The sequence below is a fragment of the Glutamicibacter sp. NPDC087583 genome, from assembly GCF_044743685.1.
Lineage (GTDB): Bacteria > Actinomycetota > Actinomycetes > Actinomycetales > Micrococcaceae > Glutamicibacter.
Genome location: NZ_JBIUWY010000001.1, coordinates 164,302 through 184,542, shown reverse-complemented (window position 1 = coordinate 184,542; position 20,241 = coordinate 164,302). Strand labels below are relative to the sequence as shown.

Annotated in this window: 18 protein-coding genes; 5 read left to right on the top strand and 13 right to left on the bottom strand. The window is 61.3% G+C overall.

Annotation, left to right across the window (positions count from 1 at the left end; genetic code table 11):
• Positions 1 to 21 precede the first annotated feature (21 nt).
• From topA to ACIOU9_RS00845, 3 genes are all read right to left on the bottom strand, one after another.
• Positions 22 to 2,811: a type I DNA topoisomerase gene (gene topA, locus ACIOU9_RS00855; RefSeq protein WP_133833581.1), complete on the bottom strand. Its 2,790-nt coding sequence runs from the start codon at positions 2,809 to 2,811 to the stop codon at positions 22 to 24.
• Between the two features lie 149 nt (positions 2,812 to 2,960).
• Positions 2,961 to 3,611, bottom strand: coding sequence for a helix-turn-helix transcriptional regulator (locus tag ACIOU9_RS00850; RefSeq protein ID WP_105657083.1), 651 nt, complete (start codon positions 3,609 to 3,611; stop codon positions 2,961 to 2,963).
• Positions 3,612 to 3,634: 23 nt separating this feature from the next.
• Entirely contained in the window at positions 3,635 to 5,224 is a 1,590-nt protein-coding gene (locus tag ACIOU9_RS00845) for a methyltransferase (protein WP_388063441.1), read from the bottom strand.
• Positions 5,225 to 5,297: 73 nt separating this feature from the next.
• Here ACIOU9_RS00845 and ACIOU9_RS00840 point away from each other — a divergent pair, with 73 nt between their 5' ends.
• Positions 5,298 to 5,876 (top strand): GNAT family N-acetyltransferase, encoded by a 579-nt coding sequence (locus tag ACIOU9_RS00840; RefSeq protein WP_105656964.1) that lies wholly within the window; start codon positions 5,298 to 5,300, stop codon positions 5,874 to 5,876.
• 54 nt (positions 5,877 to 5,930) lie between these two features.
• Here the strand turns inward: ACIOU9_RS00840 and ACIOU9_RS00835 are convergent, their stop codons facing one another.
• Entirely contained in the window at positions 5,931 to 6,830 is a 900-nt protein-coding gene (locus tag ACIOU9_RS00835; RefSeq protein WP_105656965.1) for a rhodanese-related sulfurtransferase, read from the bottom strand.
• A 165-nt stretch (positions 6,831 to 6,995) separates the two neighbouring features.
• Here ACIOU9_RS00835 and ACIOU9_RS00830 point away from each other — a divergent pair, with 165 nt between their 5' ends.
• Positions 6,996 to 7,652: a GNAT family N-acetyltransferase gene (locus tag ACIOU9_RS00830; RefSeq protein WP_105656966.1), complete on the top strand. Its 657-nt coding sequence runs from the start codon at positions 6,996 to 6,998 to the stop codon at positions 7,650 to 7,652.
• Positions 7,653 to 7,750: 98 nt separating this feature from the next.
• Positions 7,751 to 10,081 carry a DEAD/DEAH box helicase gene (locus ACIOU9_RS00825; RefSeq protein ID WP_133833579.1) on the top strand — a complete coding sequence of 777 codons (2,331 nt, stop codon included), beginning with the start codon at positions 7,751 to 7,753 and terminating at the stop codon, positions 10,079 to 10,081.
• A gap of 15 nt (positions 10,082 to 10,096) precedes the next feature.
• On the opposite strand, the gene ACIOU9_RS00820 is transcribed toward ACIOU9_RS00825, so the two are convergent.
• The 7 genes from ACIOU9_RS00820 to ACIOU9_RS00790 all read right to left on the bottom strand — a co-directional run bounded on the left by ACIOU9_RS00820 (position 10,097) and on the right by ACIOU9_RS00790 (position 14,716).
• A complete protein-coding gene (locus ACIOU9_RS00820) occupies positions 10,097 to 10,492 on the bottom strand; it encodes an Rv3654c family TadE-like protein (protein WP_133833578.1) in 396 nt (131 codons plus the stop codon).
• Positions 10,489 to 10,824, bottom strand: a complete 336-nt coding sequence (locus ACIOU9_RS00815; protein WP_105656969.1) for a TadE family type IV pilus minor pilin — start codon at positions 10,822 to 10,824, stop codon at positions 10,489 to 10,491. The genes ACIOU9_RS00820 and ACIOU9_RS00815 overlap by 4 nt, the downstream gene beginning before the upstream one ends.
• 3 nt (positions 10,825 to 10,827) lie before the next feature.
• Entirely contained in the window at positions 10,828 to 11,010 is a 183-nt protein-coding gene (locus ACIOU9_RS00810; RefSeq protein WP_105656970.1) for a DUF4244 domain-containing protein, read from the bottom strand.
• A gap of 126 nt (positions 11,011 to 11,136) precedes the next feature.
• Positions 11,137 to 11,673, bottom strand: a complete 537-nt coding sequence (locus ACIOU9_RS00805) for a type II secretion system F family protein (RefSeq protein WP_133833577.1) — start codon at positions 11,671 to 11,673, stop codon at positions 11,137 to 11,139.
• A complete protein-coding gene (locus tag ACIOU9_RS00800) occupies positions 11,670 to 12,350 on the bottom strand; it encodes a type II secretion system F family protein (RefSeq protein ID WP_133833576.1) in 681 nt (226 codons plus the stop codon). Before ACIOU9_RS00800 ends, ACIOU9_RS00805 begins: the two co-directional genes overlap by 4 nt.
• Positions 12,351 to 12,353: 3 nt before the next feature.
• Positions 12,354 to 13,595 (bottom strand): TadA family conjugal transfer-associated ATPase, encoded by a 1,242-nt coding sequence (locus tag ACIOU9_RS00795; protein ID WP_133833575.1) that lies wholly within the window; start codon positions 13,593 to 13,595, stop codon positions 12,354 to 12,356.
• Positions 13,592 to 14,716, bottom strand: coding sequence for a hypothetical protein (locus ACIOU9_RS00790; protein ID WP_133833574.1), 1,125 nt, complete (start codon positions 14,714 to 14,716; stop codon positions 13,592 to 13,594). The genes ACIOU9_RS00795 and ACIOU9_RS00790 overlap by 4 nt, the downstream gene beginning before the upstream one ends.
• Before the next feature lie 87 nt (positions 14,717 to 14,803).
• Here ACIOU9_RS00790 and ACIOU9_RS00785 point away from each other — a divergent pair, with 87 nt between their 5' ends.
• Positions 14,804 to 16,453 (top strand): bifunctional 3'-5' exonuclease/DNA polymerase, encoded by a 1,650-nt coding sequence (locus ACIOU9_RS00785; RefSeq protein ID WP_133833573.1) that lies wholly within the window; start codon positions 14,804 to 14,806, stop codon positions 16,451 to 16,453.
• Positions 16,454 to 16,459: 6 nt separating this feature from the next.
• Here ACIOU9_RS00785 and ACIOU9_RS00780 read toward each other — a convergent pair whose 3' ends face one another.
• Positions 16,460 to 17,137, bottom strand: a complete 678-nt coding sequence (locus tag ACIOU9_RS00780) for a CoA pyrophosphatase (protein WP_105656976.1) — start codon at positions 17,135 to 17,137, stop codon at positions 16,460 to 16,462.
• The gene (gene nth / locus ACIOU9_RS00775; RefSeq protein ID WP_105656977.1) at positions 17,134 to 17,928 is read right to left on the bottom strand and encodes an endonuclease III; all 795 of its coding nucleotides are present in this window, start codon (positions 17,926 to 17,928) and stop codon (positions 17,134 to 17,136) included. The genes ACIOU9_RS00780 and nth overlap by 4 nt, the downstream gene beginning before the upstream one ends.
• Positions 17,929 to 18,131: 203 nt before the next feature.
• Between nth and acs the strand changes: the two genes are divergently transcribed.
• Entirely contained in the window at positions 18,132 to 20,108 is a 1,977-nt protein-coding gene (gene acs, locus ACIOU9_RS00770) for an acetate--CoA ligase (protein WP_105656978.1), read from the top strand.
• The last annotated feature ends 133 nt before the right edge of the window (positions 20,109 to 20,241 follow it).

The following is a 20,241-nucleotide window of genomic DNA, read 5'->3' as shown; positions in this document are numbered from 1 at the left end:
CGTTAGGCCTGGCAAGAAAGACTAGTCAGTCTTTTTCGCGGTCGTCTTCTTGGCCGTAGCCTTCTTCGCCGGGGTCTTCTTGGCTGCTGGCTTCTTGGCCGGCGCCTTCTTTGCCGTGCGCTTCACCGGTCCGCGGGCACGTTTGTCGGCCAGCAGCTCGATAGCCTGCTCGCGTGTCAGTTCCTCCATGGAGGTAGTGCGCGGAACAGTGATGTTGGTGACGCCGTCGGTGATGTATGGACCGAAGCGGCCATCCTTGACCACGATGTTCTTCTCGCTGGTCGGGTCCACTCCGAACTCGGCCAATGGCGGTACCGCGGCACGACGGCCACGCTGCTTCGGCTGCGCGTAGATCGCCAGCGCTTCGTCCAAGGTGATCGTGAAGATCTGCTCTTCGCTCTCGATCGAGCGCGAATCGCTGCCCTTCTTCAGGTACGGACCGAAGCGGCCGTTCTGCACGGTGATCTCTTCGCCGTCAGCGTCAGCACCCAGTACACGAGGCAGGCTCATCAGCTTCAGGGCATCTTCCAAGGTCACTGATTCGACAGTCATGGACTTGAACAGCGACGCGGTGCGCGGCTTGACCTTGGTTGGCTTCTTCGGCGGCTTCGGCTTGCCATTCTTGTAGTACTCGACCGGCTGGGCCGCCAATTCCTCTTCGGTTGGCTCCGGGATGATCTCGGTGACGTAGGCGCCGTAGCGGCCATCCTTGGCTACGATCTGGCGACCGGTTTCCGGATCAATGCCCAAGTGCATTTCGGAGACCTGCGAGTTGGCAAAGAGCTCCTCTGCCTTTTCGGCAGTCAGCTCATCCGGGGCCAGATCCTCAGGCACGTTGGCGCGCTGCGGCTCGGTGCCTTCCTCGGCGCCTTCCGGGATGGCACGTTCCAGGTACGGGCCGAACTTGCCCACACGCAAGGTGATGTCGTCGGTGACCTTGATCGAGTTGATCGCACGGGCGTCGATGTCGCCGAGGTTATCGACCACATGCTTCAAGCCTTCGGATTCGGTCTCCGCGCCCTTGCCGAAGTAGAACAGGTTCAGCCAGTCGGTGCGGGCACGATGGCCCTTGGCGATCTCATCGAGATCATCTTCCAGGCGGGCGGTGAAATCGTAGTCCACGTACTTCGCGAAGTGCTCTTCGAGCAAGCGGATCACCGAGAAGGCGATCCAGCTCGGCACCAGGGCGCCGCCTCGCTTGGTGACATAGCCGCGGTCCATGATCGTGGAGATGGTTGGCGCGTAGGTCGACGGGCGGCCGATCTCGCGCTTTTCCAGCTCGGCCACGATCGAAGCTTCGGTGTAACGAGCCGGCGGGGAGGTTTCGTGGCCTAGAGCGGTCAGCTCATCGCCGGCCAGCTGCTGGCCCACAGCCAGCTGCGGCAGGCGGGCTTCGGCATTCTCTGCCGCGGCTTCCAGGGCCTGTTCGTCCTTGCCCTCCTCATAGGCGGAAAGGAAACCGCGGAAGGTGATTACGGTGCCGGAGGCCGAGAACTCGGCCACGCGCTGATCGCTGGCGGTGCCCTGCAGCTTGATGGTGGCGGTGAAGCCCTTGGCATCGGCCATCTGCGAGGCGACGGTGCGCTTCCAGATCAGCTCGTACAATGCGTACTCGTCCTTGGACAACGAGGAACGCACGTCCTTCGGGCGGCGGAACATGTCACCGGCCGGGCGGATTGCCTCGTGGGCTTCCTGCGCGGCATCGTTCTTCGCCTTGTAGACGCGCGGCTTGGCTGGAACGGAATCCGCGCCATACAGTTCGGTTGCCTGCTTGCGCGCGGCATTCACTGCCTCGCCCGAGAGGAAGACCGAATCGGTACGCATATAGGTGATGTAGCCGTTTTCATACAGCCGCTGAGCGATCTGCATGGTGATCTTGGAGCTCCAGCGCAGCTTGCGGGATGCTTCCTGCTGCAGCGTGGAGGTGGTGAAAGGGGCGGCCGGACGACGGGTGTACGGCTTGTCCTCGACGGAGGTCACCGCAAAGCCGGTGTCCGACAGGTTCGCCACCAGCGACTGGGCCGACTCCTGATCCAGGTGGGCCAGCTTATTGCGGGTGGTCTTCAGCTGGCCGCGGTCATCGAAGTCACGGCCGGAGGCGACACGGGCGCCGTCCACTGCCGAGAGCTTCGCTGCGAAGCCTTCGCCTTCACTGGTGGCGAAGTTGCCCTTCACATCCCAGTATCCGGCGGGGATGAAGGCCATGCGTTCGCGTTCGCGCTCGACGACCAAACGGGTTGCCACGGACTGCACGCGGCCTGCGGACAGCCCGCGAGCCACCTTGCGCCAGAGCACCGGTGAAATTTCGTAACCATAGAGGCGGTCCAGGACACGGCGGGTTTCCTGGGCGTCGACGAGGTCGGTATCGAGCTCGCGCATGTTTTCCAGTGCGCGGGCGATGCCTTCCTTGGTGATTTCGGTAAATGCCAGGCGGCGTACCGGAACCTTTGGCTTCAGGACCTGCAGCAGGTGCCACGCGATGGCTTCGCCTTCGCGGTCCGCATCGGTTGCGAGGTAAAGTTCGTCAGCTTCTTTGAGCTTCGCCTTCAGTTCGGAAACGCGCTTCTTCTTGTCCGGGTAGACCATGTAGTAAGGCTCAAAGTCGTTGTCCAGATCGACAGCGAACTTGCCTACTGAGGTCTTTTTCAGCTCGGTTGGCAGTTCTGAGGGCTGCGGAAGGTCGCGGATATGGCCCACTGAGGCATCCACGTCAAAGCCTTCACCCAAATATTTGGCGATCGACTTCACCTTGGCAGGAGACTCCACGATTACGAGTTTCTTACCAGTCTTTTCCTTGGCCTTGGGGGGCACAGCACTCCTTTAGACAACACGGACCTAGGACACCCATTTCCGGGCCCTGATCGATCCGCCATCGCAGCTTCGTTCTTCATGCCTACTCTATAAGCACATTTCCCGATGATCTTACACCGAAGAATCTGCGCTCCCTGAGCCGGGCATACTTATGATGATGCCTCCCCCATGCTCTGGTATTCGGGAAGCAATGAGATTAAGTAGAACATACGCCGCGAATCAATACTGCGTTCCTCGGCTGTTGCCTGTGCCTCGTATTCGTAGACCAGATCCAGCATTCTGCGGTTGAACTCGCGTTGCTTGGCTTCCGAGAGGAAGACCAAACCGCTAGTCAGCATCGGCGGACGATCCGGGTCCGGAGCGATTCCGGTCTTCGCTTCTGCCTCGCGCCGCTGGACTTCAGCATTGAGCCGGGTGCGGAATGCGTTCAATTGCACGTTCAAGTACGCAGTTTTGGCGTTCGCCGAGTCGATCTGCGTGTTCAGCTCTAGCCGTTCACCAGCCGCTCGCCACCGCCGCTCGCGTGCGTCTCCTTCGCTGGCAGCACGAATCACGTACCCGTACTTCTCCAGGGCCCGGAGGTGATAGCTCATGGCGCTAGGTGTCAGCGCACACAAGGATGCAAGTTCTGTAGCGGTGCGGGTGGTCTGCGAAGCAAAGAGCTCATCCAAGACGATCAGTCGAGCGTCATGGGCCAACGCTCGAATCGCCTGAGGGTCAGTGATCGAGACAACTTGTGGGATTTCCGCCTCATCGCGCGAGGCGGCCCCACCTTGTTCCTCAATTGTGTTCCGTGTCATAGGGAAAAACTTTAGCGCTTGTTTCACATTTTCTGAAGCAGGCCATGTCGCAAGAGTCGCTTCACTGCTTCATAAAGCAGGTCCGCGAAGTCTTCTTGCCCTTCTCCAATCAAGGAATCCAACGCGTTGACTAGTTGCGATACCGACAAATCACCATCGCAGGCGGAAACAAATCCTGCCTGCGCGGTATCAAGCAATTCAGTACGGCGCAGCCCTGCCCCCTGCCGCAGCAAGATCACGCCGGGGTGCTCCGCCCCCGGACGCTGATGGCGCTCCTCAGTAACATCCTCGGCCACCAGCAGGTGCCAATCCTTGAACCCTTCATTGGCGGCGGCCAGCTGGTCGGACATGGCAATGTCCCGCTGCAGGGTCGGGGCCAGCGGCTGTTCCACCTGGTGCGAGATCTGCTCGTAGCGCTGCAGTACCGGATGGCCTGCGGCTGGACGGCGGAAGTACACCAGACCGAAGCCGATGGCACCCACGCCGCGGGACTCGAAGTCATCGAGGTATGCGTTGTAGGCGGAGATGTATGAAGTGCTGTCCTCGGTCTGGGAAGCGTCGCGCAGCCATGTCTCGGCGTAGCCGCTTGGCGTTGTTTGCTCGCGCTCGATCACCCATACGTCCAGCTGGTCGCCGAACCACTGGCGCACGCGGGCATCCCACGGCTGGTTGGATTCATCATCTAGGCGAGGAATCTCCCAGTTTGACAGCATTTGCATGCAGCCACCCGGCGCCAGGAAGCCAGGAGCCTGCTCGATCAAGGTGCTCACCAGCGTATCGCCGGCCATCCCGCCATCACGGTAGGTGAACCGGTCCTTGGCGCGCTCGTTGCTGCTTCGCGGGGTAATCACGAACGGCGGGTTGCTGGCGATCAGGTTGAAAGTGGATCCAGCCACCGGATCGAACAGGCTTCCCTGGAGCAGGGTGACCCGCGATTCGAGGTTATCCGGATCCAGCTCCAGGGCCTGGTAGTTGAGCATCAGGTTGAAGCGGGTGAAGCCCAGGGCTCGGGCCGACAGGTCTGTGGCCGTAACATGCTCCGCGTGCGATAGCAGATGGAACAGCTGGATGCCGCAGCCGGTACCCAAGTCCAGTGCGCGCTCGACCTTTTCGCGGATCGTGATCTGCGCCAGGGTCAGGGACGCCTGGCCAATGCCCAGCACATGGTCGGTGCGCAACACGCCGGGACGCTGGTGGGCACCCAGGTCGTGGGCCACCCACAATTCACCGTCAGCATCGGAGGAATGCAGCGCCAGGGCAATCTTGGCCCGGTAACCGGTAGCCCAGGACTCGATCAGGCCCAGCTTGAGCAATCCGTCGGTCTTCAATGTCGGGAAGGCGGCATTGATGGCCGCGTCTTCCTGGGTCTGGCCCATTTGGAAGAGGCGAACCACACAGGCAAGCGAGCTATCTGGCCTGCTACGATCCAGGTTTCGCAAGGCAGGGTGGAGCTGGTCGCGGGCAAATGCTGCCGCAGCTTCCTCACCAAGCAGCCCCGCAACATTTTCATAGTTGTACCCGACATCAGTGAGGTCTTTGGCTAGCGAGTCGATGAGCAGTTGATTGTAGCTCTGGGGAGCGTCATCAATGGAAGAAAATTCAGCAGCATTCACACCTCCAAGTCTACCGAGTAACTCAACGGGTGATAGCTAGGCCAGGCAAACTACGGCGACCTATGATGTGGGCATGACCCAAGTAACGGTGACCTATCTCCAGCAACTCGACTCCGCTGATGTCATTCGCTCGGCCAAGTCCTTGCCCGAGGACGCCCGGATCGAGCTGGCCAAGGAGATCACCCCGGAATTTTCGCGGTTTCTGTATCAGAGCGTGGGCAGCGAATTGAACTGGTCTGACCGCCTGGGTTCGACCCGAGACCAGTGGGACGAAGTGCTCCGACGCCCGGGCTCAGAAACCTGGGTGCTCTACCAGCACGGTGCTCCCCAGGGGTACGTGGAGCTCGTCACGGAAGTCGCGGACGCCGGCAGCGAGGTCGAGATCTTCTACTTCGGCTTATTTCCCGAAGCTACCGGCCGCGGCCTTGGCGGGGTGCTGCTCAGCGAAGCACTGCAACAGGCCTGGGCCCTGGGTTCACGATGGCCGCAGCTGCCTGAGGTCAGCCGGGTATGGCTGCATACCTGCTCACTGGACGGACCGGCGGCGCTACCGAACTACCAGGCGCGAGGGCTGAGAATCTACCGGACCGAGGTGGAACAGGTCGACGTCAAGGATGCGTCGCGCGGAATGTGGCCGAAGGTGACCGCATAGAAAACGCGGCCTGGACTTATGGAAAGTCCAGGCCGCGGTTGGTGAAAGCTGAAGTTAGGCGTCTACGGTGCTGCAGTCTGGGCAGCGGCGCAGTGCTTCGTCCTTTGCGCAGTCCTCGCAGAACAGGCGCAGGTTGCGGCAGGCCGGGTCCGAACAGTTCTCGAACTTGTTGGTTGGACCTTGGCAGCCCACGCATTCACCGATGGTGACAGCGTCTTCGGAGAATTCGGTATGCATGCGCTTATCGAAAACGTAGAGAGAGCCTTCCCATAGGCCTTCATCCCCGTACTTCTCGCCATAGCGGACGATGCCGCCCTGCATCTGGTACACCTCTTGGAATCCGCGTTTGACCATCAAAGCCGAAAGCACTTCGCAGCGAATGCCGCCGGTGCAGTAGGTGACCACCGGCTGGTCCTTCAGGTGGTCGTACTTGCCCGAATCCAGCTCGGCAACGAAATCGCGGGTGGTGTCCACTTCGGGGACAATCGCGTCCTTGAACTTGCCGATCTGCGCTTCGAATGCGTTGCGGCCATCGAAGAAATGGACCTTCTCGCCGGTCTTCTTCTTGTTGTCAACCAGCTCGTGAAGTTCTTCGGGGCGCAAGTGGGTGCCACCACCGACAACACCGTTCTCGTCAACTTCCAGTTCGCCAGGAGCGCCGAAGGTCACGATCTCGTCGCGAACCTTGACGGAGATACGCGGGAAGTCTTCTGCCGAACCTTCCGACCACTTGATATCCATCTTCTTGAAAGCTGGCAGTTCTCGCGTGGCCTTGACGTAGGCCTTGACTGCGGAGATCTCGCCACCAACGGTGCCGTTGATGCCGTCTTTGGAGATGATGATGCGTCCGCGCAAGCCCCAGCGCTCCAGCAGCGAGCGCTGCCAAAGGCGGATTGCCTCCGGGTCTGGGAGCGGAGTAAAAGCGTAATACAGAACAATACGATGAATGGCCACCCTACAATGTTAGTAGCTTTTGGCCGCGAAACGCCGAGGAAAAGAGCAATGTCACATTGATCTTTCCCGAAAATATCGGGCTCTCGGCCAGTGCAATAGTTCCAAGTAGGCAACGATTAGTTCAATGTCAGCTAATTCCTAGGAAAGACAAGGTAGGGTCAAATTATGGCATCAAACGCAAGCGATGAACTGATTGGCACCTGGGTAGCAGGCTGGGCTGGGGCTCGTGGTTATGAAACCCGCAACGAAGGACGGGTCCACGCTGCGCTGCGCCACGACACCACTGAAGACTGGGAATACGTCATCTATGGTCCCTCCAAAGAGGAACTCGCAGCAGTAGCCGAGACCCTGACGAAGCACCCGAACCGTCGGCTGACGGCTTTCGACGACTCCGCCGAGAATCTGGTTGCCATTGCGGCTGAAGTAGGCCTGCAGGTCACTGCCGATGACGAAGCACTGATGGTCACCGAACTAGCCGTGCACGACGTCGAGGTCCCACTGCCTGCAGACGGGTTCGTCTTCCAGATTGAACGCGATGGCACTCATGCCTACGTTTCGCTGCATCCCGAGGACAACCAGGAAGTCGTTGCGGCATCCGGCCATGTCTCAGCAGTTGGCGGATACGCAATCTTCGACCGCATCATCACCGGCGCCGATTTCCGCCGCAAGGGCCTAGGTACCCTGATCATGCGTGCGCTGGCTTCGCTGGCTCAAGAACACGATGTTGATGAAGGCCTGTTGATCGCTTCGGTCGATGGCCAGCAGCTTTACGCTTCGCTGGGCTGGACTTCGCTGGGCAAGGTTGTCATGTTCAAGGCCTAGGGCCTCCAAGATTACTCTTATCGCCGTGCTTGACGCTTCCGCGTCAAGCACGGCGATAGTCTTTAACTCCAGCAGTTCTCGGTCCGGAAGGCGTCCTCGTGAAGTCAGTGCGTTCTCTCTTAGATCCCTATGACCGGACCAATGATCCCGATGCTGTGGTGCACCGCCGCACCAGGACTGCCAAAGACGAGATCACCAGCCAATGGCCAGCGTGGCTCAGCGCTGAACTAGTTGGGATATTCCAGGGACTGGGCATCCAGCAGCCTTGGCTGCACCAGGCCCAAGCAGCCAACCTCATCCACGAGGGCCACCACACCATAGTTTCCACCGGTACCGCCTCAGGCAAGTCCATGGCCTACCTGATGCCAAGTCTGGAACAGTTGTACCAGGCGAAGGACAGCGGATTCAACGATGCTGATGCCGGTGCATCGGTGCTTTATATCTGCCCAACCAAAGCACTGGCAGCCGACCAGCTTTCCGCTGTGGAGTCCCTAGGCGTTCCCGGGGTCCGAGCCGCTCCCTACGATGGCGATACCGACCAGGCCACCCGTGCTTGGGTACGCCAGCACGCCAACTTCGTCTTCACCAACCCAGATATGCTGCACCGCGGCATCCTGCCCAACCATCCGGCCTGGTCCAGATTCTTCAAGCGCCTTCGCTACATCATTATCGACGAGGCCCATTCCTACCGTGGGGTCTTTGGCGCACACGTAGCCAACCTGATGCGCCGGTTGCGTCGCATTTGCGCCTATTACGGCAGCTGCCCGGTCTTCATCGGTGCGTCCGCGACGAGCTCAGACCCCGAAGCATCCTTCGGGCGTCTCATTGGGGCGCCAGCTCAAGCGGTGACCAACGATTTCTCCGCCAGCGGTGAACTGGTGATGGCCTTGTGGGAACCTCCGATGAGTGATCACCGCGGTGAAAACGGTGCGCCGGTACGGCGTACCGCCATCGCCGAGAGCGCTTCGATCCTCACCGATCTGATGGCTGATCATATTCGAACCATTGTCTTCATCAAGTCCCGCCGCGGTGCTGAAACAATCGCAACGCTCACCCGCAAGCATCTGGAAAAATTTGCACCGGATCTATCCGTCCGGCTTGCAGCGTACCGCTCGGGCTACTTGCCTAATGAACGCCGTGAGGTGGAAAAGCAATTGCGCAGTGGCGAGCTGCTGGGTGTCACCTCAACTTCGGCGCTGGAACTGGGTATCGATATTGCGGGGCTGGACGCGGTAGTGGTGGCTGGGTGGCCAGGCACCCGCGCATCGTTCTTCCAGCAAATCGGCCGTGCCGGACGTTCGGGCCAGGATGCGCTGGCGATCTTTGTCGCAGCTGAAGATCCGTTGGACACCTACCTGGCACATCATCCCGAAGCCATCTTCGATTTGGGTGTCGAAGCGACAGTCTTTGATCCGCAGAATAAGTATGTGCTTAGCGGCCACCTCTGCGCCGCCGCGCAAGAATCTCCCCTGCGCCCGGAGGAGTTGGAAATTTTCGGTCCGCAGACCGAACAGCTTCTGGATTCGCTGGTGCAACGCGGCTACTTGCGCCGGCGCCCGGCTGGATGGTTCTGGACGCATCCGCAACATGCGGCAGGGATGTTCTCCATTCGGGCCGATGGCGGTGGACCAGTGGACATCATCGATGCGGAAACCGGCGCTCTGCTAGGCACGATGGATTCCCCGCAAACGCATTATCAGGCGCATCCCGGGGCCATCTACGTCCATCAGGGTGCCAGCTACCATGTGGAAGAACTTGATGAGCAGAACCACGTGGTGATCGTGACTCGGGTGAATCCTGATTACTACACCACGGCGCGTGATCTCACCACGGTTGCCATTGATTCCGAGGAACGCAGCCGTAACCACCGAGAACTGACGATTCATTTCGGTGAAGTCACTGTGACCACCCAGGTCGTGTCTTTCCAGCGGAAGTCGGTGGCTTCTAATGAAGTGCTGTCCGAAGAACCGTTGGAGCTTGAAGCCCGGGATCTGAATACCAAGTCCATTTGGTTCACCCTGACCGAGCAGCGATTGCTTCGAGCTGGTTTGGAGGTAGATCAGTTCCCCGGAGCCTTGCATGCTGCCGAGCATGCCATGATCGGGTTGCTGCCGCTGGTTGCTACCAGCGACCGTTGGGATATCGGCGGAGTATCCACTGCGCTACACATGGATACCGGCCATCCGACAATTTTCGTCTATGACGCGCAGCCTGGCGGTGCTGGATTCGCCGAGCGTGGTTTCGAGCGCTTCACCGATTGGATCCGGGCCACCCGGGATGCCATCGAGGCCTGCGAATGCCAGCACGGCTGCCCAAGCTGCGTGCAGTCCCCCAAGTGCGGTAACCGCAATAATCCATTGGACAAGGCTGGAGCGATCTTGCTGTTGACGGCCGTGCTTGACGACGTGGAGCCAGCGCACCACCGCTAACCGCTTCCGCCATGCTCACCGCCCCGGTGCATCCAGTGGCGGTGCTCCCGCCCGTGCCTGGGCTTCGGCCAGATACAGTTCTATGCCCAGGGCACGGAATCCGACAGGAACGTTAGTCGTAACGCGCACCGACTGGCCGTCGGGTTCCACCGTGCATGCTGCCAGCAGTGCACCGTTGGATTCGGCCAACAACGCCGCAACTGTGCAGGGGTCCCCGGGGCGCAACCCGCGGGCCGTATCCGCAGCAGCCAGCGCCGACAGATCGGCGGCGCTGGCAGCCTGCATCGCGGCTCGGGTTGCTGCAACCCATGCTAAAACGGCACCGGCAATTAGCAGTGCAACAACCACGAGCGCTGTTGCCATGACCGTTCCGCTACCCTGTTCGCTTCGAAGGCTCCGCCGCTTTTTCATTCGACGGCCACACTGGCTTGTCCATGGATTTGAAGGCTGCCAACGATTGGAAGGCTCACCGATTTGCTGACGTGAACCTGCCAGTAGCCGTTGGCTGTTGAGAGCGAGAAACGGGCTTGGCTTCCTGCCAGCCTCACGCCGCTGGCGCGAGCGGTTGCATCGTCCTCGCCGCGGGCCAATTCCCTGGCCATGGCACCGGCTGCCTGCTGAACTTGGATCTGCTGGATCCCGACGACACCCAAGCACAAACCCAAGGACAGCATCATGGCAACCGCGGGTAGCAGCACCGCAAATTCGGCGGTACTGCTACCCGATTCGTCGCTGAAGCTCATGGCCTACAGCGACAGCGCTTTAGTAATCAGGCCCATCAGCATGCCACGTACGTCGCCGCTGGACAGGATGCTGATCAGCAAGCCGGCAAAAGCCACGGCAGCCAGCGTGACCATAGCAAATTCGGCGGTGGTGGATCCCTGCTCTTCTCGCAGCAGATCCCTGATTTCCCGGAACCGTCGGTTCATTGTGTTGTCCTTTCTAGACTGTCATCCCCGGCGTCGATACCGTGGATGTTGTGCTTCTACCATCGGCGAGCGCCGCGGGCAGCAACATGGGTTTCCTACGAGCTGGGCATAACCTTCGGCCGGGGATTACTGGTAGCTGGGGAATAGCGCGATGATCAGTGGAACCACGCCCAGGGCGATGAAAGCCGGCAGTGCGCAGGCCCCTAGAGGCAGTACGAGCCTGGTACCGAATTGTGCTCCGAGGCGCGCGACTTTCTGTGCATGTTCACGGCGTTGCAGAATCGCGGTATTTCGTAGCAGATTGGCTGCCGGCGCTCCGGTCATGTGGGCAAAGTGCAGTGCTTTCCGCAGCGGGTCGAGCCAGGGCGGAACGGCTTCCCAGGCTTTGTCCCACGCCATGTTCATTTCCAAGCAGCGCGCTACGCTGCGCAGCACCGCGCACTGTTCAATGCTGTGACCGAGCAGATCGAGGATCTCGGTGATGGGCATCCCCGAGTCCAACAGGCTGGCGCTCAGATCCAGGATCAGCTCGACAGGTTTTTCATCTTCCTGCCGTCTTTTCCCAAGGCACTGCGGCGCCTTGCCTTCTCGACTTTTCGAGTTGGGCCGTCCTAATGCCAAAGCGATGGAAAGCGCCCCTAGAAGCAGAATCAGAACGATCATGACAGTGCCTGGCTAGTGGTTGCCTGCATGAGCCGCCGGCACCAGATCCGGTTGGCGATCCACAGCAATGCTCCAATGAGCACGCTGAGTTGCGCCGCCCATGATCGGCCTATTGTGCCCAGAACATCAATGCCCACAAGCAGACCGAATCCAAACCCGACTAGTGGAAGCCATGTCAGCAACTTAGTCGTTGCTTTCGGGCCAGCCATAGCCGCCTCGAATGCTTGCTGGGCTACTAGGGCGCATTCGAGGTCTTCGGCTAGCCGTTCCAGCACATCGGCAAGGCTTGCGCCGCTGCGTTCGGAGAGTTCCAGGCACCAGTGCAGTCGTCGCACCGCTGGACCTTGTCCCTGCTCCGCCGGAAGACCGGGTCCGGGAGCGCTGTTGCTTAGCCGATGCGTTGCTTGGAGGTCTTTGAGCGCTCGGATGATGTTCCCGCTGTCGTCCTCGGCCTCCAGCAACGCATCAACTGCGGGATGGAAATCCAATCCGCTTCGGAGCAGCGCCGAGAGTTCACGAATGATGCGGGCATCGGTGCTCAGTACCTGGTCATCGTCCGTGTGGCGTTCCGCCCCGCGATCCCGGAGCCTGCGCAGGGAACCCGCTTTGATTTTGCTTGCCGGGTGCGCGGGGATCCACAGCCACAAGGCCAGTGCGCCAAAGATGAGGATCAGCATTGGTCAACGCTCCTTGGCGTGCTCATCGCCTAGCGCCTTGGCAATGGTGCACGTGAGCGATGGGCCAAATCTGTTCGCCAGGAAGTTGTGCCCGTAGTCGGCCAGCGGTTCGGCGGCGTCCAGGTCTATCAGGCGCCGCATGTGCATCTGGCCATCGCTACCGGTGTCCAGGCATCCAAGGGCCACCGGTCCGCGCTGCCCTTGGCTCCCCCTGTTCATGTGAATGACAAGATCCAAGGCGCTGGAGGCCTGCAACGAAGTCGCCTGCACGCTCCATCCGGCGAGCGCACCCAGCGCCGCCAAGCGGGCCGGAACTGACTGCGGGTTGTTGGCGTGCATGGTGCCTGCGGCTCCCTGATGCCCCGTGTTCATGGCTGCCAGAAAATCGCGTATTTCCTCCCCACGGCATTCGCCAACGACCAGACGGTCAGGGCGCATGCGCAGGGCTTGGACAACCAAATCCTTCAGCTGCACCTGGCCGGCAGATTCGACGTTGGCCGACCGGGTTTGCAAGGACACAACATGCGGGTGCGGTACATGCAGTTCTTGCGAGTCTTCCACGATGACCAGACGGTGCCGCGGATTGGCTTCGGCAAGCATGGCTTGCAGGAGGGTAGTTTTGCCGCTGCCTGTTCCTCCGGTAATCAGGAAGTTCATCTGGCGTTCCACGATGGCTTGAAGCAGCGGTAGCCAGAACCCGTTCGATCCTTCCAGGACGGTGCCCAGTTCGAGCTGGGCACTGCGCTTGACGCGAATCGAGATCAGCGGTCCGGCTGTGGCAATTGGAGGCAGTACAGCGTGGACGCGGTAATTCTTCAAGCTCATGTCCATGAACGGGCTAGCTGAATCGAGCCGTCGGCCCGCAAGGGTTGCAAGATGGACGGCCAGGGTCCGAACCTGCTCTGGGGAAGAAAACCGGAATTCGGTGGGCTGCAGGCCGGCCGGAGAATCCGTCCAGACCATCCCTTGCCCGTCGACCAGGACATCGGTCACCTCGGGCCGCTGTGCGAAAGGCTCGAGGATTGATAATCCTGCCACTTCGTTCTGCAGCGATTCCAGCGATTGTGCGGCACCTTGGGAACCCAGAGCCGCGCCGGAGTCGTGAACGGCTCCTGCCAAGGCAATCGCATCAAGCTGCCCGCCGGTGAGCAATGCGCGTTCACGCACGGATTCAAGGATTTTGGCATCCAGCACAGGCCCGCCCGTTGATGGGTTGGCGTTGTGGCTATGCCGGCCCGGGCTCATGGGTGCTGCTCCTTCATTTGCGGTATCAGGCAGAGGTTGGACAGGTGCTGGCGCAATGCCCGGGATTTGAAACTGTCGTATAATTGGCCGCGCTCGATCGCTTTGCTGATCCGGGGAAAATCGGGGAAGGCACCAAGAATCTGAGGAAAACCCGCAGGGGTGCTGCGTAGTTTCTGTTCCCCGCACAGCACCACTTCCCCAGAGGCTGGCACGGTCAGCGAACTGACAGTGGCGATATTCCGGTCTATGAATTGGTTCAGTGCCAGCCGTTGCGGATGCGGTGCGCGCCCGGCATCCACTACGACCAGATCGAATCCTTGCCGGGCGGCGGCCAGCAGGCGGATCACCAGCTGGTCCTCCAGCTCATGCGTTCTGCTTGCCTGGGACCAGGTCAAGATCGCGGTATCGCGAAGCTTCGGCAGCGTTTCAGCCAGTTGATGAGCAGCAAGCGCGCCACCGGATTGCCGCAATTCTTCCCATCCAATTCCCGTTGGCGGTTGGGTGCAAACCAGCGGCCAAGCGCCCTGGGAATGCGGATCCAGATCAATCATGGCGCTGCGAAGACCACTTAATGTCCCGGCATGCGCCAGCAACAGGGCCAGGGTCGTTGTTCCCAGCCCGCCTGCTGTGGAATGCAGTGCCAGTGTGTGTCCATGCCCTGCCCTCATGGCCCATAGACCCAGGTACTCGCCGAGCCATTGGCTGGCCGAGGGCAAAACTGCCACCCTTGCCTTGGGAATTCTGCTGGCCAAGCTCCACACGATGGCCTCGCCATCTTCCAGACCGACCAGGACATCCACCGGCCGGCTCGTATTTTCGGCTAGTGCTGCCATGTCGCTGCCCCACAGCACCGGCCCAGAACCATCGGCGGGCAGCAGCTGCGGGTCGGTGCATTTGTTGATTCTCACCGCCGCGCCGACCGCGATCACTGCGCATCGCTCAATAATCCGTGCATCGTTGCTCACGATGGTGCAGATCGGTTCATCTTCCGCCGTGTGGTCAGCCGCTGCCGGCCTCCTGGTGCTGTTCGGAGGCGCCTGCGCGAAATCCAGTTCAGTCATCACGAATCGTTGGGTGTCCTTCAGCGGTTTAGCCGATGAGGACTCTGATAGCCATTTCATGCATCGAGCGTGGCATCTGCCTAATCATTTGCGTGCCGCTCGCCAACCAACTGGGGATATCGGCCGCTGGCACGGCACAATAGATCCATGAGTGCCATCGCTTTCCTTGCTGCCGATCCTGATGGCTATGCCCTGATCGATCTTCGCGACCAGTATTCTGGCAACTCGCTGCAGCCGGTCGTCTCGGTATCCCGGGATGATTTTGCCGGATTTGTTGCCGAAATCGAAGCACGGCATTCGCCCCGATGGGCCATGCTCCGCACCACCCCGTGGATGCAGCCACTTGTTTCTGCGGGTGTTCATCTGGCCAAGGCCTGCATTCTCTCCTTGGCCCAACGCATCTTGCACCGCTCGCCGCTGAGTGAGGAAAAGCTCGAAGACTTCGATCTTGAACGACCAGTTCAGGCTCACGAAAGGGCCAACCAGGATGCGCTCTTTGCCGCCCCGACCTCCGGCGAATCCCTTTCCGAGCTCGTAGCCATGTACGTTGCCCAGCGCAAGGCGTTGCCGCAGGATCCCAGCACCCGTCAGCGTCTGGAATTATTGATCCACGCCGAATCGGTAGGTGCGTTGATTGCCTGCGAGATGGAAGCGGCCGGTTTGTCGTGGGATGAAGCCGGACACCGCGCCCTGCTGCGCGAGCAATTGGGCGAACGCGTATCCGACTATGGACGGCCGCCGAAACTCGCGGCCAAGGCCCAGCAATTGGCCAAGGCATTAGGCAGTCCCGGGCTCAACCCGGATTCGCCGCAGGAGCTGTTGCGCGCCCTGCATAAGGCCGGTTTCGCGGTGAGCTCGGTGCGGGCCTGGGAACTGGAGCAGATCAAGCATCCATTGATTTCTGAGGTTCTTGAATACAAGAAACTCTCGCGTCTTGCCAGCACCCATGGTGATGCGTGGTTGGATCAATGGGTGAAAGGCGGCCGTTTCCATCCGCATTATGTGCTGGGAACGGTGACTTCAGGACGCTGGGCCGCTTCTGGTGGCGGGGCGCTCCAATTGCCGCATTCCATCCGGCAGGTCGTGCGCACCCGTCCCGGCTCGACGTTTGTGGTGGCCGACGGGAGGCAACTGGAACCTCGAATCCTGGCAGCTATTTCCAATGACCAGCAATTGCAAAAAGCAGGCCAGCAAGATGACCTGTACCAGTGGCTGCTCGATGCCCAGCTCGTGGCTTCCCGAGATGAGGCCAAGCTGGGCATGCTCTCGGTCATCTACGGCGGTGGCGGCGGTGCTTCAGGTGCAGTGGGTGCGGCCCTGACCCGCAGTTTTCCCACCGCCATGCGTTTTGTCGAACAGGCAGCTCTTGCCGGCGAGCAAGGTGAAGGCGTGCGCAGTTTCCTCGGCCGCGGCTGCCCGCCAGCCGATGAGCAGTGGCTGCAGGCGCAGAAAGCTACCAACGATGAAGCATCGCAGCGGGCTGCTGACGGCGCGGCGAGAGCCCGCGGCCGGTTCACCAGGAACTTTGTCGTACAGGCGACCGCCGCGGAGTGGGCTTTGGTGTGGATGGGCCACGCACGGCACCTGATCCATCAGGCCGGGTGGAGCCAGACCTGCCGCCAGGTGTTCTTTGTCCATGACGAAATCGTCTTTGAATGCCCCACCGAATTGGCTGGGCAACTGCAGGAGCTCATCCGGCATGCGGCCATGCTCGCCGGGCGTTCCCTGTTCGGCCAGGCCTCGCCGCGCTTCCCGGTCAGTGTTGCGATCTCCGGGAACTACGCGGATGCGAAGTAGCCGGCTTCAGGCCATGCGCAGTTCACGGCGGTTGTTCCACGGCTGGGTCCAACCCAGCTCGTTGAACAGCCTGTCCAGCACGATCGCGGTGAAGCCCCAGATGATCCGGTCTTCAAAATCGAAGGCCGGGGACTTGAACTTCTGATTGCCGCGCTGCACCACGCCGGTCAGGCGATTCCTCGGCTCCAGCAGGTGCGCCACCGGGGCGCGGAATACGCCGGCGCTTTCGGCCGGGTCAGCCGGATAAACCCTGGATTCGGTATGCCACCAGCCAATCACCGGGGTGACCAGGAAGTTCGAAACCGGCAATTCGGTTTCCCCCAAGGTGCCCAGGACCTCGATCCCGGAGGTGTCCACGCCAGTTTCCTCCCACGCCTCGCGCAAGGCGGCGTCGGCAACGCTCGAATCCTCCTGGTCGATGCCGCCTCCGGGGAAAGCGATCTGGCCCGCGTGCTTGCGCAGGGTCGCGGCGCGCTCCACGAACAGCACGTCCAGATCGCCGGCCCGGGAGTGCGGCTCCAGGGCCGCTTCGCCGGCAGCACCGAACAGGATCAGTACCGCGGCACGGCGCGCAGCACCGAGCTCGATATCGCTCATCACCCATTCGCTGGGCAGTTTCTGCGTTGCCCCGACCTGTGCCGTGTGGCGGGCAATTACTTTTTCCAGTTCCAAGCGCGCGCTCATGCGTCCAATCCGTATCCTTCAGCCCTCAGCTCGCGGCGGGTTGCGCCGGCGATCATTTTCGCCAGCAATTCTTCCCGTCCTGGTGCGAGCTCATACTTGAGCAACGCTGTGGCCTTGGCAGGTATTTCCTCGCCGATGCCGAACGAGGGGCAAAGCTTGGCGATGGCGCAGGCCCCGCAGGCAGGTTTGCGCGAGTGGCAGACGCGGCGGCCATGGAAGACCACGCGGTGGCTGAGCATCGTCCAGTCGCGTTTTTCGAACAGTTCCCCCACCGCGTGCTCGACCTTGACCGGATCGGTTTCATCGGTCCACCCAAAGCGGTTGGCCAGGCGCCCGAAGTGGGTGTCCACGGTGATTCCGGGAACACCGAAGGCATTTCCCAGCACGACGTTGGCGGTTTTGCGTCCCACCCCGGGAAGCTTCACCAGCTCTTCGAGCTTGGCTGGCACTTCTCCGTCAAAGCGTTCAACCAAGGCGGCGGATAGCCCGAGCAGGGAGTCCGTCTTGGCGCGGAAGAAACCGGTGGGGCGGATCAGCTGCTCAAGCTCGCCCCGTTCGGCTTGGCTCATTGCGTGGGCGTCCGGGAAACGGGCGAAGAGCGCTGGAGTGATGGCATTGACCCGCACGTCGGTGGTCTGCGCGGAGAGCACGGTGGCTACCAGCAGTTCGAAGGGGTTCTCGAAGTCCAGTTCGGGCACCGCGTAGGGGTAGGCCTTCGCCAGTTCCCGGTTGATCTTGCGTGCCCGGCGCTTCAGCCCCAGCTCGGTTTCGTTGTCCAATTTCTTCGCCACGCTTTAGATCGTGTCATGAGGGCGTGAAGTTTTCACCCTTGGACACCACCTTGGCGTGCTGTTCATCGCGTGCAGCTAACCGCTCGGCGCACAAATTACCCCATTTCCCCTTTCCCGGTGACACAAAGCACACCGGCCCTGCTGGAGGATGTAACTTTGATCACAGGGAAATATTTGTGACTACGCGGAAGGACGCGAACCCAGTGAGTGATTCGAAAACCTTGGATAACCTGTCGACCGAAACCCGTTCCTTTGCCCCGAGCAAGGACTTCAGCGATCAGGCCATCGCAACGCAGGCCCGCTACGACGCAGCCAAGGCAGACCGCTTGGGCTATTGGGCGGACCAGGCACGCCAGGTACTGACCTGGGACACCGATTTCACTGAAACCTTGGACTGGTCGCAGGCACCGGTGGCCAAGTGGTTCGTCGGCGGCAAGCTCAACGCGGCCTACAACGCGCTGGACCGCCATGTGGAAAACGGCCTGGGCGACCGCGTCGCCATCTACTTCGAAGGCGAGCCGGGCGATACCCGCACCTACACTTACGCGCAGCTGACCGAAGAGGTCAAGAAGGCCGCCAACGCTTTCGAATCCCTGGGCGTGGCCAAGGGCGACCGCGTGGCCGTCTACCTGCCAATGATCCCGGAAGCCGTCATCACCATGCTGGCCTGCGCCCGCATCGGCGCCATCCACTCGGTGGTCTTCGGCGGCTTCTCCGCCGACGCGCTGCGCAGCCGCATCGATGATGCGGACGCCAAGCTCGTGGTCACCGCCGATGGCACCTGGCGCCGCGGCAAGCCGTCCTCGCTGAAGCCGGCAGTCGATGCGGCGCTGGAAGCACCGGGCCACACCGTGGAAAACGTTCTGGTGGTCAAGCGCAACGGCGAGCCCACCGAATTCGGCGCACTGGACAAGTGGTGGGATGACGTCGTCGGCACCGCCGCCACCGAGCACACTGCGGTAGCCCACGACTCCGAGCACCCGTTGTTCGTGCTGTATACCTCGGGCACCACTGGCAAGCCCAAGGGCATTGTGCACACCACCGGCGGCTTCTTGGCCCAGGGCGCCGTGACCCACCGCGACACCTTCGATTTGCACCCGGAAACCGACGTGTACTGGTGCACCGCGGACATCGGCTGGGTGACCGGCCATTCCTACGTCACCTACGCGCCGCTGGTCAACGGCGCCACCCAGGTGATCTACGAGGGCACCCCGGATACCCCGCACCAGGGCCGCTGGTGGGAACTGGTGGAAAAGTACGGCGTCACCATCCTGTACACCGCGCCCACCGCAATCCGCACCTTCATGAAGTGGGGCCGCGAGATCCCCGATGGCTACGACCTGTCTTCCCTGCGCGTGCTGGGTTCGGTGGGCGAACCGATCAACCCGGAAGCATGGATGTGGTACCGCGATGCCATCGGCACCAACAACGGCAAGAACGGCGAACGCAAGGAACACCCGGCCCCGATCGTGGACACCTGGTGGCAGACCGAAACCGGCGCGCACATGATCGCTCCGCTGCCGGGCGTCACCGCAACCAAGCCGGGTTCGGCCCAGGTGGCCGTGCCGGGCATCGCCATTGACGTGGTGGATGAAGCTGGCGAATCCGTGGCCGACGGCGAGGGCGGCTTCCTGGTCATCCGCGAGCCGTGGCCAGCGATGCTGCGCGGCATCTGGGGCGACATGGAACGCTACAAGGACACCTACTGGTCGCGGTTCGAGAACATGTACTTCGCTGGCGACGGTGCGAAGAAGGACGCCGATGGCGATATCTGGCTGCTGGGCCGCGTGGATGACGTGATGAACGTCTCCGGGCACCGCCTGTCCACCACCGAGATCGAGTCCTCGCTGGTCGCCCACCCATACGTGGCAGAGGCCGCCGTGGTGGGAGCGAAGGACGAGACCACCGGCGAGGCCGTGGTGGCCTTCGTGATCCTGCAGACCGAGCCGGCGGAAGGCGAGGATGTGGTGGCGACCCTGCGCAACCACGTGGGCAAGGACATCGGCCCGATCGCCAAGCCGAAGCATGTGCTGGTGGTTCCGGAACTGCCTAAGACCCGCTCGGGCAAGATCATGCGCCGCCTGCTCAAGGACGTGGCCGAGGGCCGCGAGGTCGGCGATGCCACCACGCTGTCCGATTCAACGGTGATGAGCCAGATCGCGCAGTCCATGGGCAAATAGCCTCAGCACGCCCCAGTGCAGCAAGCCGCCGTGGGGGGGCCCCCCCCGGGGGGGGGGGGGGGGGGGGGGGGGGGGGGGGGGGGGGGGATAAAAGAGGGGGGGTGTTGCGGGGTGTTTTTGTATTTTTTTTTAT